Origin of the sequence: Sodalis sp. C49 (assembly GCF_046352915.1) — a bacterium.
GTDB lineage: Bacteria > Pseudomonadota > Gammaproteobacteria > Enterobacterales > Enterobacteriaceae > Acerihabitans.
In genome coordinates this window covers 1,271,525-1,293,890 of the sequence record NZ_CP163303.1, presented here as the reverse complement: position 1 = coordinate 1,293,890, position 22,366 = coordinate 1,271,525, and the positions used below count along the sequence as shown (strand labels likewise).

General features: G+C 60.6%; 13 protein-coding genes. 8 read left to right on the top strand and 5 right to left on the bottom strand.

Annotated features, from left to right (window positions below):
- The first annotated feature begins 274 nt into the window (after positions 1 to 274).
- Positions 275 to 1,216 carry a glyoxylate/hydroxypyruvate reductase GhrA gene (gene ghrA / locus ABUK12_RS05695; RefSeq protein ID WP_410015367.1) on the top strand — a complete coding sequence of 314 codons (942 nt, stop codon included), beginning with the start codon at positions 275 to 277 and terminating at the stop codon, positions 1,214 to 1,216.
- A 74-nt stretch (positions 1,217 to 1,290) separates the two neighbouring features.
- Entirely contained in the window at positions 1,291 to 1,842 is a 552-nt protein-coding gene (locus ABUK12_RS05690; RefSeq protein ID WP_410015366.1) for a molecular chaperone, read from the top strand.
- Positions 1,843 to 2,005: 163 nt separating this feature from the next.
- Here ABUK12_RS05690 and ABUK12_RS05685 read toward each other — a convergent pair whose 3' ends face one another.
- The 3 genes from ABUK12_RS05685 to mdtH all read right to left on the bottom strand — a co-directional run bounded on the left by ABUK12_RS05685 (position 2,006) and on the right by mdtH (position 4,701).
- Complete coding sequence (locus tag ABUK12_RS05685) at positions 2,006 to 2,581, bottom strand: lipoprotein (protein WP_410015365.1); 576 nt, start codon at positions 2,579 to 2,581, stop codon at positions 2,006 to 2,008.
- 162 nt (positions 2,582 to 2,743) lie between these two features.
- Positions 2,744 to 3,391 (bottom strand): glutaredoxin 2, encoded by a 648-nt coding sequence (gene grxB / locus ABUK12_RS05680; protein WP_410015364.1) that lies wholly within the window; start codon positions 3,389 to 3,391, stop codon positions 2,744 to 2,746.
- A 104-nt stretch (positions 3,392 to 3,495) separates the two neighbouring features.
- Positions 3,496 to 4,701 carry a multidrug efflux MFS transporter MdtH gene (gene mdtH, locus ABUK12_RS05675; RefSeq protein WP_410015363.1) on the bottom strand — a complete coding sequence of 402 codons (1,206 nt, stop codon included), beginning with the start codon at positions 4,699 to 4,701 and terminating at the stop codon, positions 3,496 to 3,498.
- A 283-nt stretch (positions 4,702 to 4,984) separates the two neighbouring features.
- Here mdtH and rimJ point away from each other — a divergent pair, with 283 nt between their 5' ends.
- The 4 genes from rimJ (at position 4,985) to murJ (ending at position 17,249) form a co-directional block, all read left to right on the top strand.
- Positions 4,985 to 5,569 carry a ribosomal protein S5-alanine N-acetyltransferase gene (rimJ, locus tag ABUK12_RS05670; RefSeq protein WP_410015362.1) on the top strand — a complete coding sequence of 195 codons (585 nt, stop codon included), beginning with the start codon at positions 4,985 to 4,987 and terminating at the stop codon, positions 5,567 to 5,569.
- A gap of 21 nt (positions 5,570 to 5,590) precedes the next feature.
- A complete protein-coding gene (locus ABUK12_RS05665; protein ID WP_410016562.1) occupies positions 5,591 to 6,541 on the top strand; it encodes a Gfo/Idh/MocA family protein in 951 nt (316 codons plus the stop codon).
- Between the two features lie 415 nt (positions 6,542 to 6,956).
- A complete protein-coding gene (locus tag ABUK12_RS05660; protein ID WP_410015361.1) occupies positions 6,957 to 15,500 on the top strand; it encodes a GH36-type glycosyl hydrolase domain-containing protein in 8,544 nt (2,847 codons plus the stop codon).
- A gap of 213 nt (positions 15,501 to 15,713) precedes the next feature.
- A complete protein-coding gene (murJ, locus tag ABUK12_RS05655; protein WP_410015360.1) occupies positions 15,714 to 17,249 on the top strand; it encodes a murein biosynthesis integral membrane protein MurJ in 1,536 nt (511 codons plus the stop codon).
- 141 nt (positions 17,250 to 17,390) lie between these two features.
- Here the strand turns inward: murJ and argS are convergent, their stop codons facing one another.
- Positions 17,391 to 19,121 carry an arginine--tRNA ligase gene (gene argS / locus ABUK12_RS05650; protein WP_410015359.1) on the bottom strand — a complete coding sequence of 577 codons (1,731 nt, stop codon included), beginning with the start codon at positions 19,119 to 19,121 and terminating at the stop codon, positions 17,391 to 17,393.
- A 662-nt stretch (positions 19,122 to 19,783) separates the two neighbouring features.
- Between argS and ABUK12_RS05645 the strand changes: the two genes are divergently transcribed.
- Positions 19,784 to 20,353, top strand: a complete 570-nt coding sequence (locus ABUK12_RS05645; protein WP_410015358.1) for a VOC family protein — start codon at positions 19,784 to 19,786, stop codon at positions 20,351 to 20,353.
- Here the strand turns inward: ABUK12_RS05645 and ABUK12_RS05640 are convergent.
- A complete protein-coding gene (locus ABUK12_RS05640; protein WP_410015357.1) occupies positions 20,350 to 21,495 on the bottom strand; it encodes a MalY/PatB family protein in 1,146 nt (381 codons plus the stop codon). The genes ABUK12_RS05645 and ABUK12_RS05640 overlap by 4 nt on opposite strands.
- Before the next feature lie 97 nt (positions 21,496 to 21,592).
- Here ABUK12_RS05640 and cutC point away from each other — a divergent pair, with 97 nt between their 5' ends.
- A complete protein-coding gene (gene cutC / locus ABUK12_RS05635) occupies positions 21,593 to 22,351 on the top strand; it encodes a copper homeostasis protein CutC (protein WP_410015356.1) in 759 nt (252 codons plus the stop codon).
- Positions 22,352 to 22,366 lie beyond the last annotated feature (15 nt).

The following is a 22,366-nucleotide window of genomic DNA, read 5'->3' as shown; positions in this document are numbered from 1 at the left end:
GATAATTCTTAATGATTTCACTTTTTGTCACTTAAATTTAGCTTTTTTATGTTATGGCGCCTGCATCAGCCGTCACAGGGCCAGGCAATAAGGCACAAAATGTTAACTGCTGGTAAAAAATGACTATATGCGCCAGCCTGAGTATTAGCGATTGCGATTTTTAGCATGGGCAACCGCTGTGGTTACCTGTCATACCGTTTGGCAAGATTGTGCTTTACCCAGGCTAACGGTATGTTAAATGGTGAAAAAAAGCTGGGATGGAAGGCGTTTTATTATGAGGATCATTTTTTATCACCCGACGGACAACGCGGCGGTGTGGATCGACGGCTTGCGGCAACGATTTCCTGACGCTGATATCAGATTGTGGCGAGAGGACGTAGACCTGCCGGCCGATTATGCCGTGGTCTGGCATCCTCCCCGTGCGATGCTGGCCGGCCGGCCCGGCCTTAAAGGCGTGTTTGCCCTCGGCGCGGGAGTGGACGCCTTAATGGATCAGGTGCGCCTGCACCCGGATATGCTGCCGGCGAATGTACCGCTGATGCGGCTTGAAGATACCGGCATGGCGCAGCAGATGATTGAGTATACTGTCGCCGCGGTGCTGCGCTATTACCGGCGCCTGGATGAATATGCCCTGCAGCAAAGCCTGAGAGAATGGCGCGAGCTGGCGCTGCCCGCCAGGGAAACCTTTCTTGTCGGCATCGCCGGCGCGGGGGTGCTGGGCGGTAAAACGGCAATGGCGGTGCGTGCCATGGGTTTTCCGGTGCGCTGCTGGACCCGCCGCGCGAAGGTTATCCCGGGAGTGGCCAGCTTTGCCGGCCGGGAAGGCCTGGACGCGTTTCTCAACGGCGTACAGGTACTCGTGAATCTGCTGCCGAACACGCCGCAGACGACAGGCATCCTGAACGCCGCGCTGTTTGCGCGCCTCAATCGCGGCGCGTATATCATCAATATTGCCCGTGGTGCGCATATGGTGGAAGACGACCTGCTTGCCGCTCTGGCGCAGGGGCAGATTGCCGCGGCAACGCTGGATGTCTGCCGGCAGGAGCCGCCGCCGCGCGATCATCCTTTCTGGACGGCGCCGCGCATTACGCTTACCCCGCATATTGCCGCCACGACACTGCCGTCGCAGGCCATGGACAGCATTGCCGATAACATACGTCGTATCGAGACCGGACAGACGCCGCTTGGCTTGGTTGATCGCCTGCGTGGGTATTAACACCATTGCGTCAGGGGACGTTTTATGACAAGGTCGGCGCCGGTTTTACTTTGCTTACTAAAACGGATAACACGATGAATGATTTTTCCATGGTCTGCCGGGTGCTGGGAACGTTATTTTACCGCCAGCCGCAGGATGCCATGCTGGCGCCGCTGATGACGCTTATCAGCGAGGGTAAGCTGACGGCCCATTGGCCCCTGGAGCAAGACGCTCTGCTGGCCCGCCTGCAGCAAAGCTGCGAACCGCAGGCCCTGGCCGCGCAATACGCTTTGCTATTTACCGGCGACGAAGCAAAAGTCCCGCCACTGCGCTCGGCGTGGCTGGCGGCGGATGAGGGCGAGGTCGGGGCCTTCCTGCAACAGCTCGGCATGCCGGCCGGAGACGGCCCGGCAGATCATTTCGGCGCGCTGCTTCTTGCCGGCTCGTGGCTGGAAGATCATGCGCGATTGGATGAAACCCAGGCCCAATGCCAGCTGTTCGATCTGTATTTGCTGCCCTGGAGCGATCGCTTTTTGGGTAAAGTGGAGGCTTGCGCCACCGGGGACTTTTATCGGGTACTGGCGATAATCTGCCGTGAAGCCCTTGAGGCGCTGCGCGAAGAACTGGACGAAACCCCTGCTGAATAATAGGGCGATCACCCATGCCGCATAAAGCCTGTTGAAGGGAGAGCATGCCGATGGGGTCGAATCGGGCGTGGTTTTTCCGCCCGGCCGAGGCCCCATGGCATGCCAGGCCCGCCAACGCCGGACTCAAGGCAGACGTGTTCAAGGGAGCGCGTGCCGATGGGGCTCACCCAAACGGGATAACCAGTTTGCCCGGTTTAACCTCCAATCCCTGCGCCAGCTTTTTCACCAACGCCTCATCTTTATTGCGATTGGCGTCCAGCACATACGCCGGCGTATTATCGAAATAGGATTTCAGCGCATGGTCGAGATAAGGCGACAAAGCGCGAAAGGTGGTGTCGACATCAGCCGGTTGAACCTGATAATCCACCAGGCGCATATCTTTCAGAAACACCGCGCCCTGCGACTTATCATAATACGGCTGCGCCTGCAGGGTCAGCGTCGCCTCGGCCTGCTGCGACCCGAACAGGGTATCGACATTGACCGTGGCGTTACCGGATAACCGCACCTTATCGGGCTCGGCGCGGCCGATCTCGCTGGCCAGATGGGTGACGACGATATGGGCGTTGGCCAGTCCGGGAACGCCGATATTTTTACTGAAATCGTTATGCTTTTGCAGATAAGCGTTTATTTCCTGCTCACTGATGCTGTACTGCGTCAAATTATTGCAGCCGCTTAATAAACTGCCGGCCAGCACGCAGCTGAAAAGCAGCTTAATCCATGCAACGAAACGATTTTTCATGCTGTCCTCTACCCTCAATACCGTGGCGTCTGCTCATTACAGGATAACCGTCTCGCCCCGGCGGATGGCGCGCCGGATCATGCCGCACGCACCGGAAAAAACTCACTATGCCTCAGGAACGCCCCGCGCCCGGCGTACCGCGGCCAGGCGCGGGCAAGCAGGTTATTGCGCTACGCTGGTAAGCAGATTAACCTGAGTCTGCTTGGCCATATTATCGCGATATTCAGCCACCCGCGTCGGCCATTCCAGCCCCGCAACGATGGTCAGGGAACGCAGACGGGCAAACAAATGGAAATCATCGTCGGACAGCTCGCCGTTACAAGCGTTGGACTGCTGGATCAACGGTTCAAGCTCGCGCAAGTGCTGGCTGACTTTTTTTACCAGCCCCGGGGTATGGGCCAGAAGTTCCTCAAAGCTGCCGCTGGCCGCTTCTTTTTTCCTGATAAAGTAATGGCGCGCCTCAGGAGTGGCAAACTCTGCAAACTTGCCGTTAACGTTACGCGGCAACACCAGCGGATAGGCGGCCGGATGGTTTGCTTCCAGCCATTTGCCGATAGCGGGATTGACGGGCCCCGTCACCAAAGGGCTACCATAATGGGTGTCGATATAATGGACGATATCCATGCTCTCCGGCATATAGCCACCGTCCTCCTTCTGCAGGATCGGCGCCACTTTTTTCCCCACCATGCCGATAGGTGTCGCCTCGTCGTCGTTCATCAATACCTGGAGACTGATAGGAATATTTTTCAGGCCGAATATCATCCGCGCTTTGACGCAAAACGGGCAGTGCTCATAAATGTAGAGTTTCATAATGAAGCATGTTCTCCTGGTTAAATGCGTGCGGCGCGCCATACCGCCGCGCGCCGGACAGGGTAATAATCATTATGGGACAACATGGGCCGGGCCACCAATCCTCAGCGACCGCTCAGCATGGCCGGTTCAATCCGGCGCTGATGGAATTGACGGTACAGCCCGAACAGGGTTGCGCACCCGATAAGGCCCAGCATTATCCAGGGCAGATCGGGAACGTCCAGCCGGTGCCCGACGTCATATAACCAACCGCCGCCGCTATAGCCGATGGCGCCGCCCAGGGCCAGGCCAAGCCGGCTGAAACCCAGGTAGCTGCCCCTGGCCCGGCTGTCCGCCAGCGACGCGCTCAGGGTTTCCCTGGCCGGTTCGGCAATAATGGAACCCAGGTAAAACATGCCGATCAGGCAGAACAACGTCTGCAGGCTGTCGGTCATGCCGATGGGGAACAGGCTCAGCGTCATGATCATCAAACCCGCCATCAGCCGCAATTCGAGGCTAAAGCGCTTTTCGCTCCAGCGGGCGATGGGGTAAAGCAGCGTCAGGGATAATACCGCCTCGATGGCGTACATCCATTTTACCGCGGCGGGCTGGCCGGCCACTTCGTTAACGCGGATCGGCAGCATCAGCATGACCTGCACCGCCAGCATATAATAGCCGGTCAGCGTCAGCACGTAGGTGACGAAACGCCGATCCCTGAATACCCGCCGCATGCCGTCGCGCATGGGCGCGCGCACCGATGAGATGCGATATGCCGGCAGCCACCAGGCGTTGAACATCGCCGCCAGGATAAACATCAGCGCTCCCGCCCAGCACACCAGATGGAAATCGTACTTTAATAACCAACTGCCGATCAGCGCCCCGACCACCGAACAGGCGCTGTCCTGCATCATCAACAGCGAAAAGAAGCGGCCGCGCTCGTGGGGCCGGGTCAGCTTGACCACCAGCGCGGTGCGCGGCGGATCAAACAGCGTACCGCCAAGGCCCGACAGCAGGCAGGAAAGCCAAAGTATCCAGGGTTGATCGGCGACGGCCATCAGCGCAAAGCCCAGTGCGCGCAGCAGCATGCCGGTAATAATCATCGGCTTGGCGCCCAGGCGATCGGCGATGGCGCCGCCAAAAATACCCAGGCCCTGCTGGATGAGCTGACGCAGCCCAAGCGCAATACCGACCAGAAGCGCCGCCCAGCCCAACTGATCGACAAACCTGATGGAAATCAGCGGAAACACGACAAAAAAGCCCAGGACCACCAACATATTATCCATAAGCAGAAAATATTTACCCAAGCTCCGAGCTTGCGACACCGAGGACATGCTTCACCACAAACCAAAAAGAAATTTTACGAGAACACTTATTCTGAACGTAATGCGTCCATAACGATAGCCCGGCAAAGAGGATAATTTTTTATCGAAAATTATTAATAGAAACGCTAATTTATGAGAGGGATCATCTTCTCGCGCGTTAACAGGATAACATCGGCGCCGGGAGATTGTATGATGGTGACATACGCCGGGTTGTATCATCGCCGCGCATCACGCCGGTACCCAGACCCTAAGGTAAACATGATTCAATAATCGCCCGGACTGCGGAGGGAAGATGTTTGGCTATCGACAGGCGTCGCCAAAAGTGCGACTGGTTACCGCCAGACTGGTGGTGCGTTTGGTCCACGAACGCGATGCTTACCGCCTGGCGGAGTATTATGCCGGCAACCAGGCGTACCTGAAACCCTGGGAACCGGTGCGCGATGAAAGCCACTGTTTTCCGTCGGGCTGGCAGGCCCGGCTGGGGATGATCACCGAAATGCACCGGCAGGGCACCGCCTACTATTTTATCCTGCTCGATCCCGGGGAAAACGAAGTCTACGGCGTGGCCAATTTCAGCAATGTGCTGCGCGGCTCCTTCCATGCCTGTTTTCTCGGGTACTCGCTGGGCGAAAAATGGCAAGGGCAGGGGCTTATGTTCGAAGCGCTGCAGGCCGCCATCCGCTATATGCAGCGCCATCAGCAAATGCACCGTATCATGGCTAACTATATGCCGCACAACCAGCGCAGCGGTAATCTACTGGCCCGCCTGGGGTTCGAGCGGGAAGGATATGCCAAGGATTACCTGCTGATCGACGGGCAATGGCGCGACCATATATTGACGGCACTGACCTATGCCGCCTGGAAGCCCGGGCGGTAAGCGTTTTTTAGGGGCATTGACATTATGACATTACGTATCGGGATTGTCGGACTCGGCGGCATCGCGCAAAAGGTTTACCTGCCGCTGTTGTGCCAGGCGGGGGACTGGGAGGTGGCCGGGGCGTTTTCCCCCAACCAGGCCAAGGCGCGCACGCTGTGCGCGGCTTACCGCATCGAAAGCTTTCCCAGCCTGGACGCCCTGGCGCAGCGCTGCGACGCGGCGTTCGTGCATACCAGCACCGCCAGCCATTTTGCCGTGGTTAGCCATTTACTGGAACGGGGCCTGCACGTCTATGTGGATAAGCCGCTGGCCGCAACGCTTGAGCAGGCGGAACGGCTGGTCGCCCTGGCGGCCAGGAAACAACGGGCGCTGATGGTAGGATTTAACCGCCGTTTCGCGCCGCTCTACCTCAGGCTGAAACAACAGATGCAGCAGCCCGCCTCCCTCCGCATGGATAAACACCGTCTGGACAACGTCGGTCCCGAAGCGATGGGCTTCACGCTGCTGGACGATTATCTGCACGTGGTGGATACCGCGCTCTGGCTTGCCGACGGCGCGCGGGATCACGCCGCTGCGGCCAATGACGCCGCCGGCGGGCCCCGACTGACCGGCGGCATTCTGCGGGATAACGCCGCCGGACAGATGTTGTACGCCGAGCATCATTTTATGCACCGGGGCTGCGCCGTCACCACCAGTATGCATCGCCAGGCCGGCAGCCAGAGCGAAACGGTGATCGCGGTGACCGCCGGCGCGGTGTACCGCGTCGAGGAGATGCGCGCGTGGCGCAGCGAAAGCCAGGGCGTCATCAGCGAACTGCCGGTGCCCGCCTGGCAATCGATCCTGACCCAGCGTGGTTTTACCGGGGCGGTGGCGCATTTTATCGCGGCGGTGTCCCATCAAACCCAGCCTGAAACCAGCGGCGAACAGGCGCTGATGGCTCAGGCCTGGATAGAGCGCCTGCCGGCCGGTTAAACCCTCGTTCCCGCCGGTCCGTCCGAACCCCTTCCGGGACGGGACATAGCGTCATAGCCTGTTTGCAACGATTGTCATGACGGCCCAGGCATAATTGCATCAGGTTATTGGCGCAAATGACCTTTATGGTCCATAGTCAGAGAACCCGATATCGGCGCGCTGCAATGCGGCGGGCCGGGGGGCGTTAAGCGCCTCCCAATAAGTTCCTACATACCTATTTAGCCTTAAGGGCGTCTCATTCCAGGCGCGACGCATAGCGCCTCTTTCCAGGGTTTGTATCGCCGCCATGGCAAGGTGGATTTCGCCGTGTCATGGATAACGGCAACGAGTTGGCGCGCTGGCGATATAACGCCGTATTTGGCACCGATAACATTTTCGTAATGCCTGTGGCATGAAGCCGCAGGTTAAGGCTGCTATGAAAAATTTGCTTGCTGGGATCTACCGTTTTCGTGAAGCCTCGTCACCGTGGAACGATCCTGCCCCGGTCAGGAAAGAATTATTTGGTGTTGAACGCCTTGAGCAGCACGCGGAAAGCCTGGCGGCCGCCCAGGCGATCGCCGACCGCCCGCCGACCGTCTCGCCGCTGCGCCAGCGCCTTAATGATAATGCCGCGGTGTTGCTGGCGGCCTACCGCGCCAGCGCGCTGGAACTGGAAAAAGGCCATACCGTGGTGCCGGCCGCCGAGTGGCTGCTGGATAACTATCATCTGGTCGAGGCTCAGATCCGTGAAATCCGCGAAGATCTGCCGCCGAGTTTCTACCGGCTGCTGCCAAAGCTGGCGCAGGGGCCGTTTGCCGGTTACCCGCGGGTCTTCGGCGTGGCATGGGCGTTTATCGCCCATACCGACAGTCATTTCGATCCGGAAAACCTCAAGCGTTTTATCGCCGCCTACCAGCGGGTACAGCCGCTCACCATCGGTGAACTCTGGGCGGTGGCCATCACCCTGCGCATCGTGCTTATCGAGAACCTGCGGCGGCTGGCGGATCAGATGAGCGAGGGGCGCCAGGCCCGGCAGGAGGCCGAGGACCTGGCCAATAAGCTGCTGGCCAAAGGCAATGCCCAGGCGGCGATGGAGGCGGCGCATTTATCCGCCTATACCTTGCCGCTTAATGAGCATTTTGCCGCGCAGCTGGCGAAACGCCTGCGCAACCAGGATCCCCGCACCACCCCGTCCCTGGCCTGGCTGGAAGAAAAGCTTCACCAGCAGGACAGCTCCATCGAATCGATTGTGCAAAACGCCCAGCAGCGCCTGGGCGCCTCCAACGTCACGGTGCGCAATATCATCACCAGCATGCGCCTGATCTCGGATATCGACTGGGCGACGCTGTTTGAAAGCATCAGCCTGGTGGATGAACGTTTACGCCGGCACAGCGCCTTTGACGAGATGAATTTTACCACCCGCAATCTTTACCGCAGCGCCATCGAGCAGTTGTCGCGCGGATCGTCCTACAGTGAGCTGGATATCGCGGATAAGGTCCTGGCGGCCGCTCATGAAGCCGCGGCCAGCCAGAACGATCCTCTCGAGGCCGCCCGCGTCGGCGATCCCGGTTATCACCTGATTGCCGGCGGACGCAGACGCTTTGAGCAGTCTATCGATTTTAAACCGCCATGGCGCTTACGCATCAGCCGTATGGCCATTGAACCTGGCATCGCCGGCTACGGCGGGGCGATTATCCTGTTAAGCCTGCTGCTGGCCGCATGGGCGGGGAGCAAGCTCTTGGCTGCCGGCCTCGGCGCTGGCGCCCTGGCGGTCTTTATTATCCTGGCGCTGCCGGCCCTGAGCGATGCCGCCAGCGCGCTGGTCAACCGGCTGGTCAACTGGCGCCTCGGCGCGTCGCCCCTGGCCGGCCTGGCGTTAACCGACGGGGTGCCGACGGCGTTGCGCACCATGATCGTCGTGCCGGTGCTGCTGACCGACCAGGAGGACATCACCGAGCAAATCGAGCGGCTGGAAGTCCACTACCTGGCCAGCGGCGAAGGCGATCTCACTTTTGCGCTGCTCTCCGATAGCCTGGATGCCCCGCTGGAAACGCTGCCCGGGGACGCGGAGCTTATCGCCTGCGCCCGGGAAGGCATCGAGCGGCTGAACCAACGTCATGGCCCTGGTCCCGCCGGCGCGCGTTTCTTGCTGTTGCACCGTCGCCGCCTGTATAACGAACGCGAATCCTGCTGGATGGGATGGGAACGTAAACGCGGCAAACTGCACGAACTGAACCGTCTGCTGCGCGGCGCGCGTGATACCAGCTTCCTGCCGGGCAGCCAGGTGCCGGAAGGGGTGCGCTATGTGATCACCCTGGACGCCGATACCCGGCTGCCGCGTGAAACCGCGCTGCTGCTGGTGGGGAAAATGGCTCACCCGCTGAACCGACCGAAATTCGATGCCGGCAAAAAGCGCATCGTCAGCGGCTATGGCATCCTGCAGCCGCGCATTACGCCGTCCCTGCCGCTAGGCAACGACGGCTCTATCTACCAGCGCGTCTTCTCGGGGCCGGGCGGCATGGATCCCTATGCCTCGGCGGTCTCGGATGTCTATCAGGATTTGTTCGGCGAGGGATCTTATACCGGCAAGGGCATTTACGACGTCGATGCGTTCGACGCCGCGCTTGACGCGCGCATTCCGGAAAATACCCTGCTTAGCCACGATCTGTTTGAGGGTATCTATGCCCGCGCCGGCCTGGCCTCGGATGTGGAACTGGTGGAAGACTCGCCGGCGCGCTACGACGTGGTGGCGAAAAGACAGCACCGCTGGACGCGTGGCGACTGGCAGTTATTGCCCTGGATCATGAACGGGCGCAACGGCATCAGCCCGGTGCCCGCCGTCGGCCGCTGGAAGATGATCGACAACCTGCGCCGTTCGCTGCTGGCGCCGTTCAGCCTGCTGGCCCTGGGTTGGTGCTGGCTGCTGCCGCCGGCCGCGGCCGCGCTGGGCGTACTGACGCTGATTGCTGCCTTCGCCGTGCCATCGCTATTGCCGATTTTCTGCGATCTGCTGCCGCGCCGGCGACGTATCCCGCTGCACAAGCATTTACATAACGTCGCCATCGATTTGCGCTATGCGCTGCTGCGCATCCTGATGCAGATCGTGTTTTTAGCCGACAACGCCTGGCATATGCTGGACGCCATTGTGCGTTCATTATCACGGGTATTTTTCAGCCATCGCAAGCTGCTGGAATGGACCACGTCGGCCCAGACCGGCGGCAGCCCGCGCCTGGGGTTGGGCGGGTTTTGCCGGCAAATGTCCGCCGGCATCCTGCTGGGACTGCTGATGGCGGCCCTGGCGCTGGCGCTGGCGCCGTGGAACTGGCCGCTTGTCGCCGTGTTCGCCCTTTTATGGCTGTTGTCGCCCGTCATGGCGTTATGGGCCAGCCGGGAGCCGGTGATTGCGCCGCAAGTGGCGTTGAACGATAAGGAAATTCAGACGCTGCGCCTGATTGGCCGCCGGACCTGGCGCTTTTTTGAAACCTTCGTTACCCCGGTGGATAATATGCTGCCGCCGGATAATTTCCAGGAAGAACCCAGGCCGGTGGTGGCCCATCGTACCTCGCCCACCAATATCGGGCTGTATTTGCTGTCCACGGTGTCGGCCCGCGATTTCGGCTGGGCGTCCACCGGGGCGACGCTTGATCGGCTGGAAGAAACCTTCGCGTCGCTGGATAAGCTGCAGCGTTATCGCGGCCACTTTTTTAACTGGTATGAGACCCGCAATCTCGAGGCGCTGGCCCCGGCATACGTATCGTCGGTGGATAGCGGCAACCTGGCCGGTCACCTGATCGCCCTGGCCAACGCCTGCGAAGAATGGCGCTGCGCGCCGGTGGCGCCGGGCTGGCGCGCCGGCGCCATGGATCATCTGTTGTTAATCCGCAGGGCGTTAAAAAAAGCGCCTGAAATCGACGGCTTGCCGCTCGACGCCCTGCTGGATGAAATCGCCGCCCAGCTGGCGCGGCAGCAGCCCGATAATACCTTGCTGCCCACGCTCGCCACGCTTAGCGAGGAGGCCTGCGGTTTAATGAGCGATCTGGCCGTATCCCCCGAGGCGGAACCGACTGATGACGCCTCGCACGACGACGCGCCGGAACCGGGGCTGATGTTCTGGCTGGAGGCGATGAGAACCAGCATCGCCGGACTTAACGCCGATCGCCTGTTGGCGGCGGACAGCTATAACGAACGCCTGCAGCAGTTGGCGGATCGCGCCAGGGCGCTGGCGCTGGGCATGGATTTCCGCTTTTTGGTGGATGACGAGCGCAAACTGCTCTCCATCGGTTACTCCTTCACCGATAACCAGCTCGACAGCAGCTGTTATGATTTACTGGCGTCCGAAGCCCGCCTGGCCAGCCTGTTCGCCATCGCCAAGGGCGACATTCCCACGCGCCACTGGTTCCGCCTCAGCCGCGCCGCCATTCAGTCCGGTAAAGGCGCGGCGCTGATCTCCTGGTCCGGGTCGATGTTTGAATATTTGATGCCGTCCCTGGTGATGCGCGCCGCCGCCGGCACGTTGCTGGAGCAGACCAACCGGGTGGTGGTGGCCCATCAGCAGGCCTATGGCCGCATGCTGAAAATTCCCTGGGGCGTCTCGGAATCCGCCTACAACGCGCGCGATTTGGATTTAACCTATCAATATTCCAACTTTGGCGTGCCGGGGCTGGGGCTGCAGCGCGGCCTGGCGCAAAACCAGGTTATCGCCCCCTATGCCACCGGCCTGGCGTCGATGGTGGATGCGCGCGGCGCACTGCTTAATTACCGGCGGCTGGCGAAGATCGGGGCGCGCGGCGATTATGGCTTTTACGAAGCGCTGGACTTTACCGCCGCCAGGCTGCCTGATAACCAGAAAGTGGCTATCGTGCGCAGCTATATGGCCCATCATCAGGGCATGACTATCGTGGCGCTGGATAACGCCCTGCTTGACGGCGCCATGCGCGCGCGTTTCCATCGCGAGCCGATGATCCAGGCCAGCGAGCTGCTGTTGCAAGAACGCATGCCAAGGGAAGTGGCCCTGACCAAACCGCATGCCGAAGAAGTGAAAAAAGCGGTGGTCAAATCCGGCCACGAGTATCTTACGCAGCGCCGGTATTCCGCGTTGCCCGCCGGCGCGCCGGTGACCCATCTGGTCTCCAACGGTCATTACGCCGTTATGCTGACCGTCTCCGGCGGCGGCTACAGCCGCTGGGGCAATATCGCCATTACCCGCTGGCGCGAGGATGTCACCCGCGACGACAGCCGTTCATTTATTCGTTTCCGCGATCTGCGCAGCGGCAAGATCTGGTCGGCCGGTCTGCAAATCCAGGGAACGGATTCGCTGAGCGAACGCCGCGTGCGGGCGTTGAAAGGGAAGTCTTTCAACCAGGTGATCTTCAGCGAGGACGACGCCACCTTTATCCACCATGACCGCACGTTGACCACCACGCTTAACGTGCTGGTGTCCGGCGAGGATGACGGCGAGGTGCGTCGTGTCATGCTGACCAACAGCGGCCGCCGTACCCGCGAAGTTGAATTGACCTCGTATGCGGAGATTGTGCTGGCGCCGGCGAATGTCGATACCGCCCATCCGGCGTTTGCCAAAATGTTTGTGCAGACGCGCTATCTGCCGGAATTTACCGCCCTGGTCGCCACGCGCAGGACCCGAACCCCGCAGGAACCCCACGTCTGGGCGGCGCATCTGGCTATTGTGGAGGGCGAAAGCCTGTCCGACGCACAGTATGAAACCGACCGGGCTCGGTTTATCGGCAAGGGTTCGTCGCCCACCTATGCCGACGCGGTGCTGGGACGGCAGCCGTTGTCCAATACGGTCGGCACGGTGCTGGATCCGATTTTCTCCCTGCGGCGACAGGTCCGTATTCCGGCGGGCACCTCGGTGAGGGTAACCTACTGGACGCTGGTGGCCTCTTCTGAAGAAGAGCTGATGAAGCTCATTGATAAGCACCACGACCGCAGCGCTTACAAACGGGCGAAAACGCTGGCCTGGACCCAGGCGCAGGTACAGCTGCGCCATCTGGATATCAACGCCGAGGAAGCGGCGGACTTCCAGCGCCTGGCCGCGCCGTTGCTGTATGCCGATTCGCGTTTCCGCGCGCCTTCCGCCTCGATTATCCGCGGTTCCGGCGTCCAGTCGGGCCTGTGGCCCTTGTCCATTTCCGGCGATCTCCCCATCGTCTTGCTACGCATCGACGATATCCAGGATATCGCCCAGGTTAAGCAACTGCTGCGCGCCCATGAATATTGGCATATGAAGTTGCTCAGCGTCGACGTGGTGATTATTAATGAACACGCCTCGTCCTATTTGCAGGATCTGCAAATCGCCATTGAGACGGCGGTGCGCAGCAGCCAGTCCCACCCGCGTTATACCGGCGATGCCTCGCGCGGCGGCGTCTATACCCTGCGCGCGGATCTGATAAGCCAGGAAGCGCGTATGCTGCTGCAGTCCGTCGCCCGGGTGGCGCTGCTGGCGCGGCGCGGCAGCATCGGCTCGCAGCTGGCTTCGCTGGAGCTGCCGCAGGTCTCCCTGCTGCCGCAGCGCAAGATGCGCCTGCCGACGCCCGGCGCGTTGCCCGTGCCCGCGGACCTGGCGTTCTTCAACGGCACCGGCGGGTTCGCCAGGCAGGGGCGTGAATATGTCACTGTGATTGACGCGCAAACCTGCCCGCCGGCGCCCTGGATCAATGTGATTGCCAATCCGGACTTCGGATTCCAGGTGTCGGCCCGGGGCAGCGGTTATACCTGGGCGCAAAACAGCCGCGAAAACCAGCTTACGCCCTGGCTGAACGATGCGGTGGCGGACAGCGGCGGCGAGGCCATCTATATCCGCAACGAGGTCACCGGCGCCTTATGGAGTCCCACGGCGCATCCCATCAATGATGGCGGTCGCTATCTCGCCCACCACGGTTTCGGCTACTCCCGCTTCGAACACAATACCCTCGAGGCGGCGGTAACGCTGCTTCAGTATGTGCCGCTGGAGGATTCCATCAAGATCTCCCGGCTGACCATTCGCAACCTGAGCGATCAAACGCTGCACCTGTCCGTCTCCGCCTATGTGGAATGGGTACTGGGCACTTCGCGCAGCGCGTCCGGGCCGTTTATCATCAGCGAGCATGACGAAAGCACCGGCGCGGTGCTGGTGCGTAATTCATGGAGCACCGCCTTCCAGAACCGGGTGGCGTTTGCCGACCTCGACGGCCGTCAGGACGCGTTCAGCGCGGACCGTACCGAGTTTCTCGGCCGCAACGGCGCCATGGCGGCGCCCGCCGCGCTGGTCAACGGTGGTCGCCTGAGCGGCGCCTGCGGCGCGGGCTTTGATCCCTGCACGGTATTGCAAACCCATATCGAGGTTGGGGTAGATCAAAGCATAGAGGTGGTCTGGTTTATCGGCCAGAGCGACTCGGCCGAAAGCGCCCGCCGCTTAATCGAACGCTATCGCGCCGCCGATCTGGACGCGGTGCTGGCGGAAGTGACCGGCCACTGGCAACAGCGGCTGGGATCGATACAGGTGACCACGCCCGATCCGGCCATGGATATCATGCTTAACGGCTGGCTGCTGTACCAAACCCAGGCCTGCCGTATCCAGGCCCGCTCCGGCTTTTATCAGGCCAGCGGGGCCTATGGTTTCCGCGATCAGCTGCAGGACGGCATGGCGCTGACCTTCGCGCAGCCGCAACAAACGCGCGGACATTTACTGCGCGCCGCCGGCCGGCAATTTATGGAAGGCGATGTACAGCACTGGTGGCTGCCTCACTCCGGCCAGGGCGTGCGTACCCGCATTTCCGATGACCGGGTATGGCTGTCGTTCGCCGTCGCCACTTATATCAACTGCAGCCGCGACGAAGCGGTGCTGGACGAAGTGCTGCCCTATCTTGAGGGGCCACTCCTGGCGGAGGGCGAACACGACGCCTTCTTCCAGCCGATGGTGGCCGCCGAGAGCGCGACGCTCTACCGGCATTGCGTACAGGCCATGGAGCAGTGCCTGGAACTTACCGGCGCGCACGGTCTGCCCCTGATGGGCACCGGCGACTGGAACGACGGCATGAACCGGGTCGGCGAAGGGGGCAAAGGGGAAAGCGTCTGGCTGGGCTGGCTGCTGATCCGCACCCTGACTTTGTTCATGCCATGGGTTGCGGCCCGCGAGCCTGAACGCGCGGCGCGCTGGCAGGCGCACAAGGAATCCGTGCGCCAGTCGATCGAGCGCGACGCCTGGGACGGCGAGTGGTATCGGCGGGCAACCTTTGACGACGGCACCTGGCTCGGCAGCAAGGATAACGATGAATGCCGCATTGACTCCATCGCCCAGACCTGGTCCGTGCTTTCAGGGGAAGCGGACCCCACGCGCGCGGCGACGGCCATGGCCGCGCTGGATCGTTTGTTGATCCGTCGCGAGGATAAGCTGGCGCTGCTGTTTACGCCGCCGTTCGATAAGACCACCCACGACCCGGGTTATATCAAGGGCTACCCGCCGGGATTGCGTGAAAATGGCGGCCAATATACCCATGCCGCCATGTGGGCCATCCTGGCGTTCGCCGGGTTGGAGCAGGGCGATAAGGCGCATGAGCTGTTTGCCTTGCTCAATCCCATCAATCATGCCCGCACGCCGCAACAGGTGGCGCGTTACAAAGTCGAGCCTTATGTTATCGCCGCCGATGTCTACTCCGTGGCGCCCCATGTCGGCCGCGGCGGCTGGACCTGGTATACCGGCTCGGCCGGCTGGATGTACCGTGCCGGCGTGGAAGGCATTCTCGGTATTCGCCGGGAAGGCGACGTATTGATTATCAATCCGTGCCTGCCTTCCGGCTGGCCGGGCTTCGACGCCGAGGTGCTGGTGCTGGACACCCGTTTCACCATCGAAGTCACCAATAGCGGCCTGCATCCGCGCGGGGTGAGCGAGGCGATACTTAACGACGCGCCTCTGGCGCTTAGCGATCGTCAGGCGCGCGCGCCGCTCGATGGGGGCGTCCATCACCTGGTGCTGAAGTTATAACGCGGTCTTGCCCCGGGAACGGGGAATATCTGCCGTCCGCGCCGGTCCGGGGTTCCGGGTTGCCGCGGGCGGACTTACGCCGCGTAACAACTCGCAGTAGCGATTTCCTGAAGTCAGGGTAGACTAGGCGCACTTATAAAAGGATCAGGGCGCCGGCGGGGGCGATGTTGTTCCCTTCACTCCGGCATCCGGACGCTGTAGAAAAATAACCCCATGAATTTATTGAAATCACTGGCTGCTGTCAGTTCCATGACCATGTTCTCGCGGGTGCTGGGTTTTGCCCGCGATGCGATCGTCGCCCGCATTTTCGGCGCCGGTATGGCGACGGATGCGTTTTTTGTCGCCTTTAAGCTGCCCAACCTGCTGCGGCGTATTTTCGCCGAGGGGGCCTTTTCCCAGGCGTTCGTGCCGATACTGGCGGAATATAAAACCCAGCAGGGCGAGGAAGCCACCCGTACTTTTATTGCTTATATCGCCGGCCTGCTGACCCTGGCGCTGGCCTTGGTGACGCTGGCCGGCATGCTGGCCGCACCCTGGGTTATCATGGTCACCGCGCCGGGATTCACCGATTCGCCGGATAAATTTATCCTGACCTCGTCCCTGCTGCGCATTACCTTCCCTTATATCCTGCTGATTTCGCTGGCGTCGCTGGTGGGCGCCATCCTCAATACCTGGAACCGTTTCTCGGTGCCGGCGTTTGCCCCGACGCTGCTTAACGTCAGCATGATCGGTTTTGCGCTCTTCGCCGCTCCGCACTTCCATCCGCCGGTGCTGGCCCTGGCCTGGGCGGTGGTGGTGGGCGGCGTGCTGCAGCTCGGCTATCAGCTGCCGCACCTGAAAAAAATCGGCATGCTGGTGATGCCGCGCATCCAGTTTAAGGATGCGGGGGTCTGGCGGGTGCTGCGCCTGATGGGGCCGGCGATCCTCGGGGTATCCGTTAGCCAGATTTCATTGATTATCAATACTATTTTCGCTTCCTTCCTGGTCTCCGGCTCGGTCTCCTGGATGTATTACGCCGATCGGCTGATGGAATTCCCATCCGGCGTGCTGGGCGTGGCGCTGGGAACCATTTTGCTGCCTTCGCTGGCGCGCAGTTTTTCCAGCGGTAACCATGACGAATATTCCCGCCTGATGGACTGGGGGCTGCGGCTGTGTTTTGTGCTGGCGCTGCCCAGCGCCGTGGCGCTCGGGATCCTGGCGAAAGCGCTTACCGTATCGTTGTTCCAGTACGGACGCTTCTCGGCTTTCGACGCCGCCATGACGCAACGGGCGCTGATGGCGTACGCGGTGGGGCTTATCGGCCTTATCATGGTGAAGGTACTGGCGCCGGGGTTTTATTCGCGCCAGGATATCAAGACGCCGGTCAAGGTGGCGATCGTGACGTTAATCATGACACAGCTGATGAACCTGGTGTTTATCGGCCCGCTCAAGCATGCCGGGCTGTCGCTGTCCATCGGCCTGGCCGCCTGCCTGAACGCCGGTTTGCTGTACTGGCAATTGCGCAAGAAAGACATGTTCCAGCCCCAGCCGGGCTGGTTGCCGTTTCTGGTGCGCCTGATCATCGCGGTGGTGGTGATGGCGGCAGCGCTGCTGGGCATGCTGTGGGTGATGCCCGACTGGGCGCAGGGTACGATGCTGGCCAGGCTGCTGCGTCTGGCGTTGGTGGTGGCGGTGGGCGTGGTGGCGTATTTCGCCACCCTGGCGGCGCTGGGGTTTCGTATCAGGGATTTTGCCCGCTCGGTCAGCTGACTCCAGCTTGCGCTGAGATCCTGGGTGTTTAACGCTGTTCACAGGGGCGTGGCTCACATCCCTGTGAGCCACGCCAAGTACGCCGGCGGCGGCGTCGCGATTGCCGATGATGCCCGCCGCGCGGCGTGGGTTCGCCCGCGGCTACATCCGCTCGACGGTCTGGATGCCCAGCATCTCCAAGCCCTGCTTCAGGGTGCGTGACGTCAGCAGCGCCAGCTTCAGGCGACTTTGCATAACGCCGCCATTATCGGCGTTCAGGATTGGGCAATGCTCGTAGAAACTGGAGAACAATCCGGCCAGATCGTAAAGATAGGTGCACATGACATGAGGCGTGCCGTCGCGGGCCAAGACGGTGATGGCTTCCTCGAACTGCAGCAGGCGCGCCGCCAGCAGCGTTTCCTCTTCTTGCTCCAGCCGGACCGGCGACGTCAGCTGGCTTTCATCCAGTCCGCTGCGTTTGAATACCGACGCCACCCGCGTATAGGCATATTGCATATAGGGCGCGGTGTTGCCCTCGAAGGCCAGCATATTGTCCCAGTCGAAGATATAGTCGGTCGTGCGGCTCTTGGACAAATCGGCGTATTTTACCGCGCCAATGCCCACCACCCGCGCCAGGGTTTCCAGCTCGTCCGGCGACATGGCCGGATTTTTCTCGGCAATCAGCCGGCGGGCGCGTTCCAGCGCTTCATCCAGTAAATCGGCAAGCTTAATGGTGCCGCCGGCGCGGGTCTTAAACGGTTTGCCGTCCTTGCCGAGCATCATGCCGAACATATGGTGTTCCAACGGAACCGACGGGGGCACATAACCGGCTTTGCGCACGATGGCCCAGGCCTGCATCAAATGCTGGTGCTGGCGGGAATCGATATAATACAGCACCCGCTCGGCCTTCAGCGTTTCGTAACGGTATTTGGCGCAGGCGATATCGGTGGTGGTATAGAGGTAGGCGCCGTCCTTCTTCTGGATGATGACCCCCATCGGCTCGCCTTCCTTGGTCCTGAACTCTTCCAGATAGACCACGGTGGCGCCGTCGCTTTCCACCGCCAGCCCCTTGGCTTTCAGGTCGGCGACAATGCCCGGCAGCATGTCGTTATACAGGCTCTCGCCCATGACGTCCTTGCGGGTAAGGGTCACGTTCAGGCGATCGTAGACCTGCTGGTTTTGCGCCATGGTGATATCCACCAGCTTGCGCCACATTTGCCGGCAGTATTCATCGCCGCCCTGCAGTTTGACCACGTAACCGCGGGCGCGCTCGGCGAAATCGGCGTCTTCGTCATAGGTTTTTTTCGCCGCGCGGTAAAATTCTTCCAGGCTGGATAACTGCATCTCCGGCTCGCCGCGCGACTGTATCCTTTCCAGATAGGCTATCAACATGCCGAACTGAGTACCCCAGTCGCCCACGTGATTGGCGCGGATCACCCTATGGCCGAGAAACTCCAGCGTGCGCACCGCCGCATCGCCGATAATGGTGGAACGCAGATGGCCGACATGCATTTCCTTGGCCACGTTCGGCGCGGAATAATCCACCACGATGGTTTGGGGTTGCACGGGGGTAATATTAAGCCGCGGGGAATCCAGCGCGGCCTCGACCTGGCGCGCGAGCCATTCCCGGTCCAGGAAAATATTGATAAAGCCGGGGCCCGCGATGTCGATCTTCGCCGCAATGCCGCCAAGATCCAGCAGCGAAACCACCTTTTCCGCCAGCTGGCGCGGCGGCATGCCGAGGGCTTTGGCGACCGACATCACGCCGTTGGCCTGATAATCGCCGAACTGCGCCTTGGCGGACTGGCGCACCTGCGCTTCGCTTGCCGCGGGCGCGCCGGCCGCCGTCAACGCCTGACTGACTTTGTCTGAAAGAAGAGCCTGAATATTCACCGTATTACCTTTCTTACTAACGCTGGACGCGGGGGGAACGCCTCCCCGTGTTTCCGGCTACCTGATAAGCCGACCGCGCGCCGCGGCGGGGGGCTAACCGCCGGGCGCGTGTCGAAAAGTAAAAGAAACACCGCTTATACCATAAACGGCGCGTCGCGTCAGTATGACCGGCCTGGTCAGTGTCAAGTTAACGTGGGGCGGGGGCTGGATAGAAGGTCAGCAACAAGGCGATTCACCCCGCGGTGGGGCAAGCGGGGGCTAACGATTGCGTGATTTTCTGGATGCGCCTAACTGATTGCGATTCCGGGTGCGTAAATGTTGAAGTATTGAAAATACCGCAATAACAACAAGTATTATGCACAATGTTAATAACATCATAATTATATACTCAGAATAATACCGATCTCGAAAATAACGTAATTACCTGGCGTATACAATCCATCAAAAGCGCTTTAAGATAATACTGAGCATTTAAAGTTCATTGCTAATAAATGACATCAGCGGCGCTTACGCATGCCGTCAAGCGGGTAAGTTAATATAAAAAAGTGTTTTTGGTAAACATCATTAAAGAAACATTAAGTTATGTATCAAAATAAGATATTTCTTAGCCTGCGTTATTTTGGTGCGTTAATTTTAGTCCTACTTTAATTAAGGGAATGAGGATGCATTGGACCGCCGTGCCGCAATTAGCGGATCTTGTCACTGATTTGACCTATTTTGAACAGCGGCTGTCGGCGCTGGCCGCGCGCCTTCATCTGGAATTGGCCGACCATTATGTCGATCATATCGCGCTGCGTTGCCATGAGGACGCCACGGCGCAGCGCTGGTTCGACGGCTGGCGGCAGTGCGGCCAGTGCCTGAAAAAAAACGACGTCAATGGTCGCGCCATCGCGCTGCTGGCGCTGCCGTCGCCCCTCGCCGTCGGGCCGCTGCGCATCGGCTGCGTGGAACTGCCCTGGCCGGGGCCGCGCCGTTATCCCCATGAAGGCTGGGAGCATATCGAAATTGTCCTGCCCGGACCGCCGGAAACGCTGGCGCGGCGGGCGCTGGCGCTGCTGGCCGATTCCGCCCTGGGGGCGCCCGACATCAGCCTGAAACACAGCGCGCCGGCGGGGGCGGGAGAACGGTTGCCCAATCCGACGCTGGCGGTCACCGATGGGCAGGTCACGATTAAGTTCCACCCCTACAGCCTGCGCGCCATCGTGAGCGATGAGGCGGACGGGCGCCGTTAGCCAAGCGCCTGCACCGCCCGTGCCATGCGTTCCACTGCCTGCACCAGCAGAGCGCGGGGGCAGCCGAAATTCAGCCGGACAAACCGGGGATCGCCAAAATCCGCGCCGGGGGAAAGACCGACGCCCGCCTGCTCGAAAAACCGCTGGGGATTGTCCACCCCAAGCCGGCCGGCATCGATCCAGGCCAGATAGGTGGCTTCCGGCGCCGCCATGCTTAACCCCGGCAGGGTATTGATGCGCGCGGCCAGCCAATCGCGGTTACCGCGCAGGTAGTCGAGCTGTTCCTCCAGCCAGGGTTGGCCGTCGCGCCAGGCGGCGGTGGCGGCGACATATGCCAGCACATCCACATTCGGCACAATGCCGCTGCGCTGGGCGATAAATTTCATACGCAGCCGCGCATTGGGGATAATGGCCAGCGAGGCGCCGAGGCCGGCGATATTAAACGACTTGGATGGCGACATCAGGGTGATGGAGCGCTGTTCGGCATCCTCGCCGAGCGATCCGAACGGGATATGCGCCACGCCCGGTTCCAACAGCAGATCGCAGTGAATCTCGTCGGAACACACCAGGAGATCGTGGCGCTGCGCAAACGCCAGGTGCTGCGCCAGCTCCTCGCGCCGGTAGACGGTGCCGCCCGGATTATGCGGATTGCATAACATCAGCAATTGCTCCGATCCATCCATCTCCGGTTCGATCGCCGCCAGATCCACCCGCCAGCGTTCCTCCGCCAGGACCATCGGCGCCAGGCGCTGTCCCCGTTCCGCGCCGCGCGCCGCCGCGCGGAACGGCGGATATATCGGCGCGGGAATCACCACGCTGCTATCCGCCTGCGTCAGCGCGCGTACCGCCAGGTTAAGGCCGCTTACCAATCCCGGCAAAAAAACCAACCATTCGGGTTTGACGCGCCATTGATAACGCGTGAGCATGCGCTCGACAAACAGCGCGGCAAGCTCCGCGGGAGGTGCGCCGTAACCAAATACGCCGTGCTCGACGCGCGCGTGCAATGCTTCGATAATACAAGGTGGCGAACGAAAGTCGGTGTCCGCTACCCACAGGGGGATCACGTCCCGATCGCGATACTTTTGCCATTTATAACTGTCGCTGTGACGTCGGTCGATACTTTCGTCAAAGTTGAATGCCATAGTTATTTCCTTGGGTGATAAATAAGAAATTATCGCGACTGCCATAGGCCCGTGTTTTAAATGCCTGTTATCCTGGGGCGTCTATAAGGAGTATACAATGCCTAAACTGGAAGTCTGCTGCTATAGCCTTGAGTGCGCAATAACGGCGGAGCAAGCGGGAGCGGACAGAATCGAGCTGTGCTCGGCCCCGAAAGAAGGGGGGCTGACGCCGTCGCACGGCACGCTCCGGCTGGCGAGGGAGCGGCTGGCGCTGCCCGTTCATCCCATGGTGAGGCCGCGGGGCGGGGATTTTTGCTACAGCGAAATTGAGTTTGACAGCATGCTTAACGATTTAGCGGCCATACGCGCCATGGGATTTCCCGGCGTGGTGGTCGGCGTGCTGGACGAGGAGGGGCATATTGATTTGCCGCGCATGCGGCGCATCATGGCGCAATGTACCGGCGTGGCGGTGACCTTTCACCGCGCTTTCGATATGTGTATCAACCCCTACCAGGCCCTGCAGCAGTTAACCGATCTCGGGGTGGCGCGCATCCTGACCTCCGGCCAGCAGCAGAGCGCCGAAACAGGTTTAGCATTATTAAGGGAACTGAACGCCCAAAGCCGTGGTCCAATCATTATGGCAGGCGCTGGCGTGCGATTGACCAATTTGCATAAGTTCCAGCAAATCGGCATCCGTGAACTGCACAGTTCCGCAAGACAGGTGGTTGCTTCCGGGATGCGTTACCGCAAAGCGGGTGTAAGCATGAGCGTCGACAATGAAACGGATGAATTTACCCGCTATTGCGTCGACGGCGATATGGTGGCGGCGATGAAGCATGCGCTGTCAACACCTTCATCCGCGCACCGGCCGGCCTGACCGCTGATTTTGCCG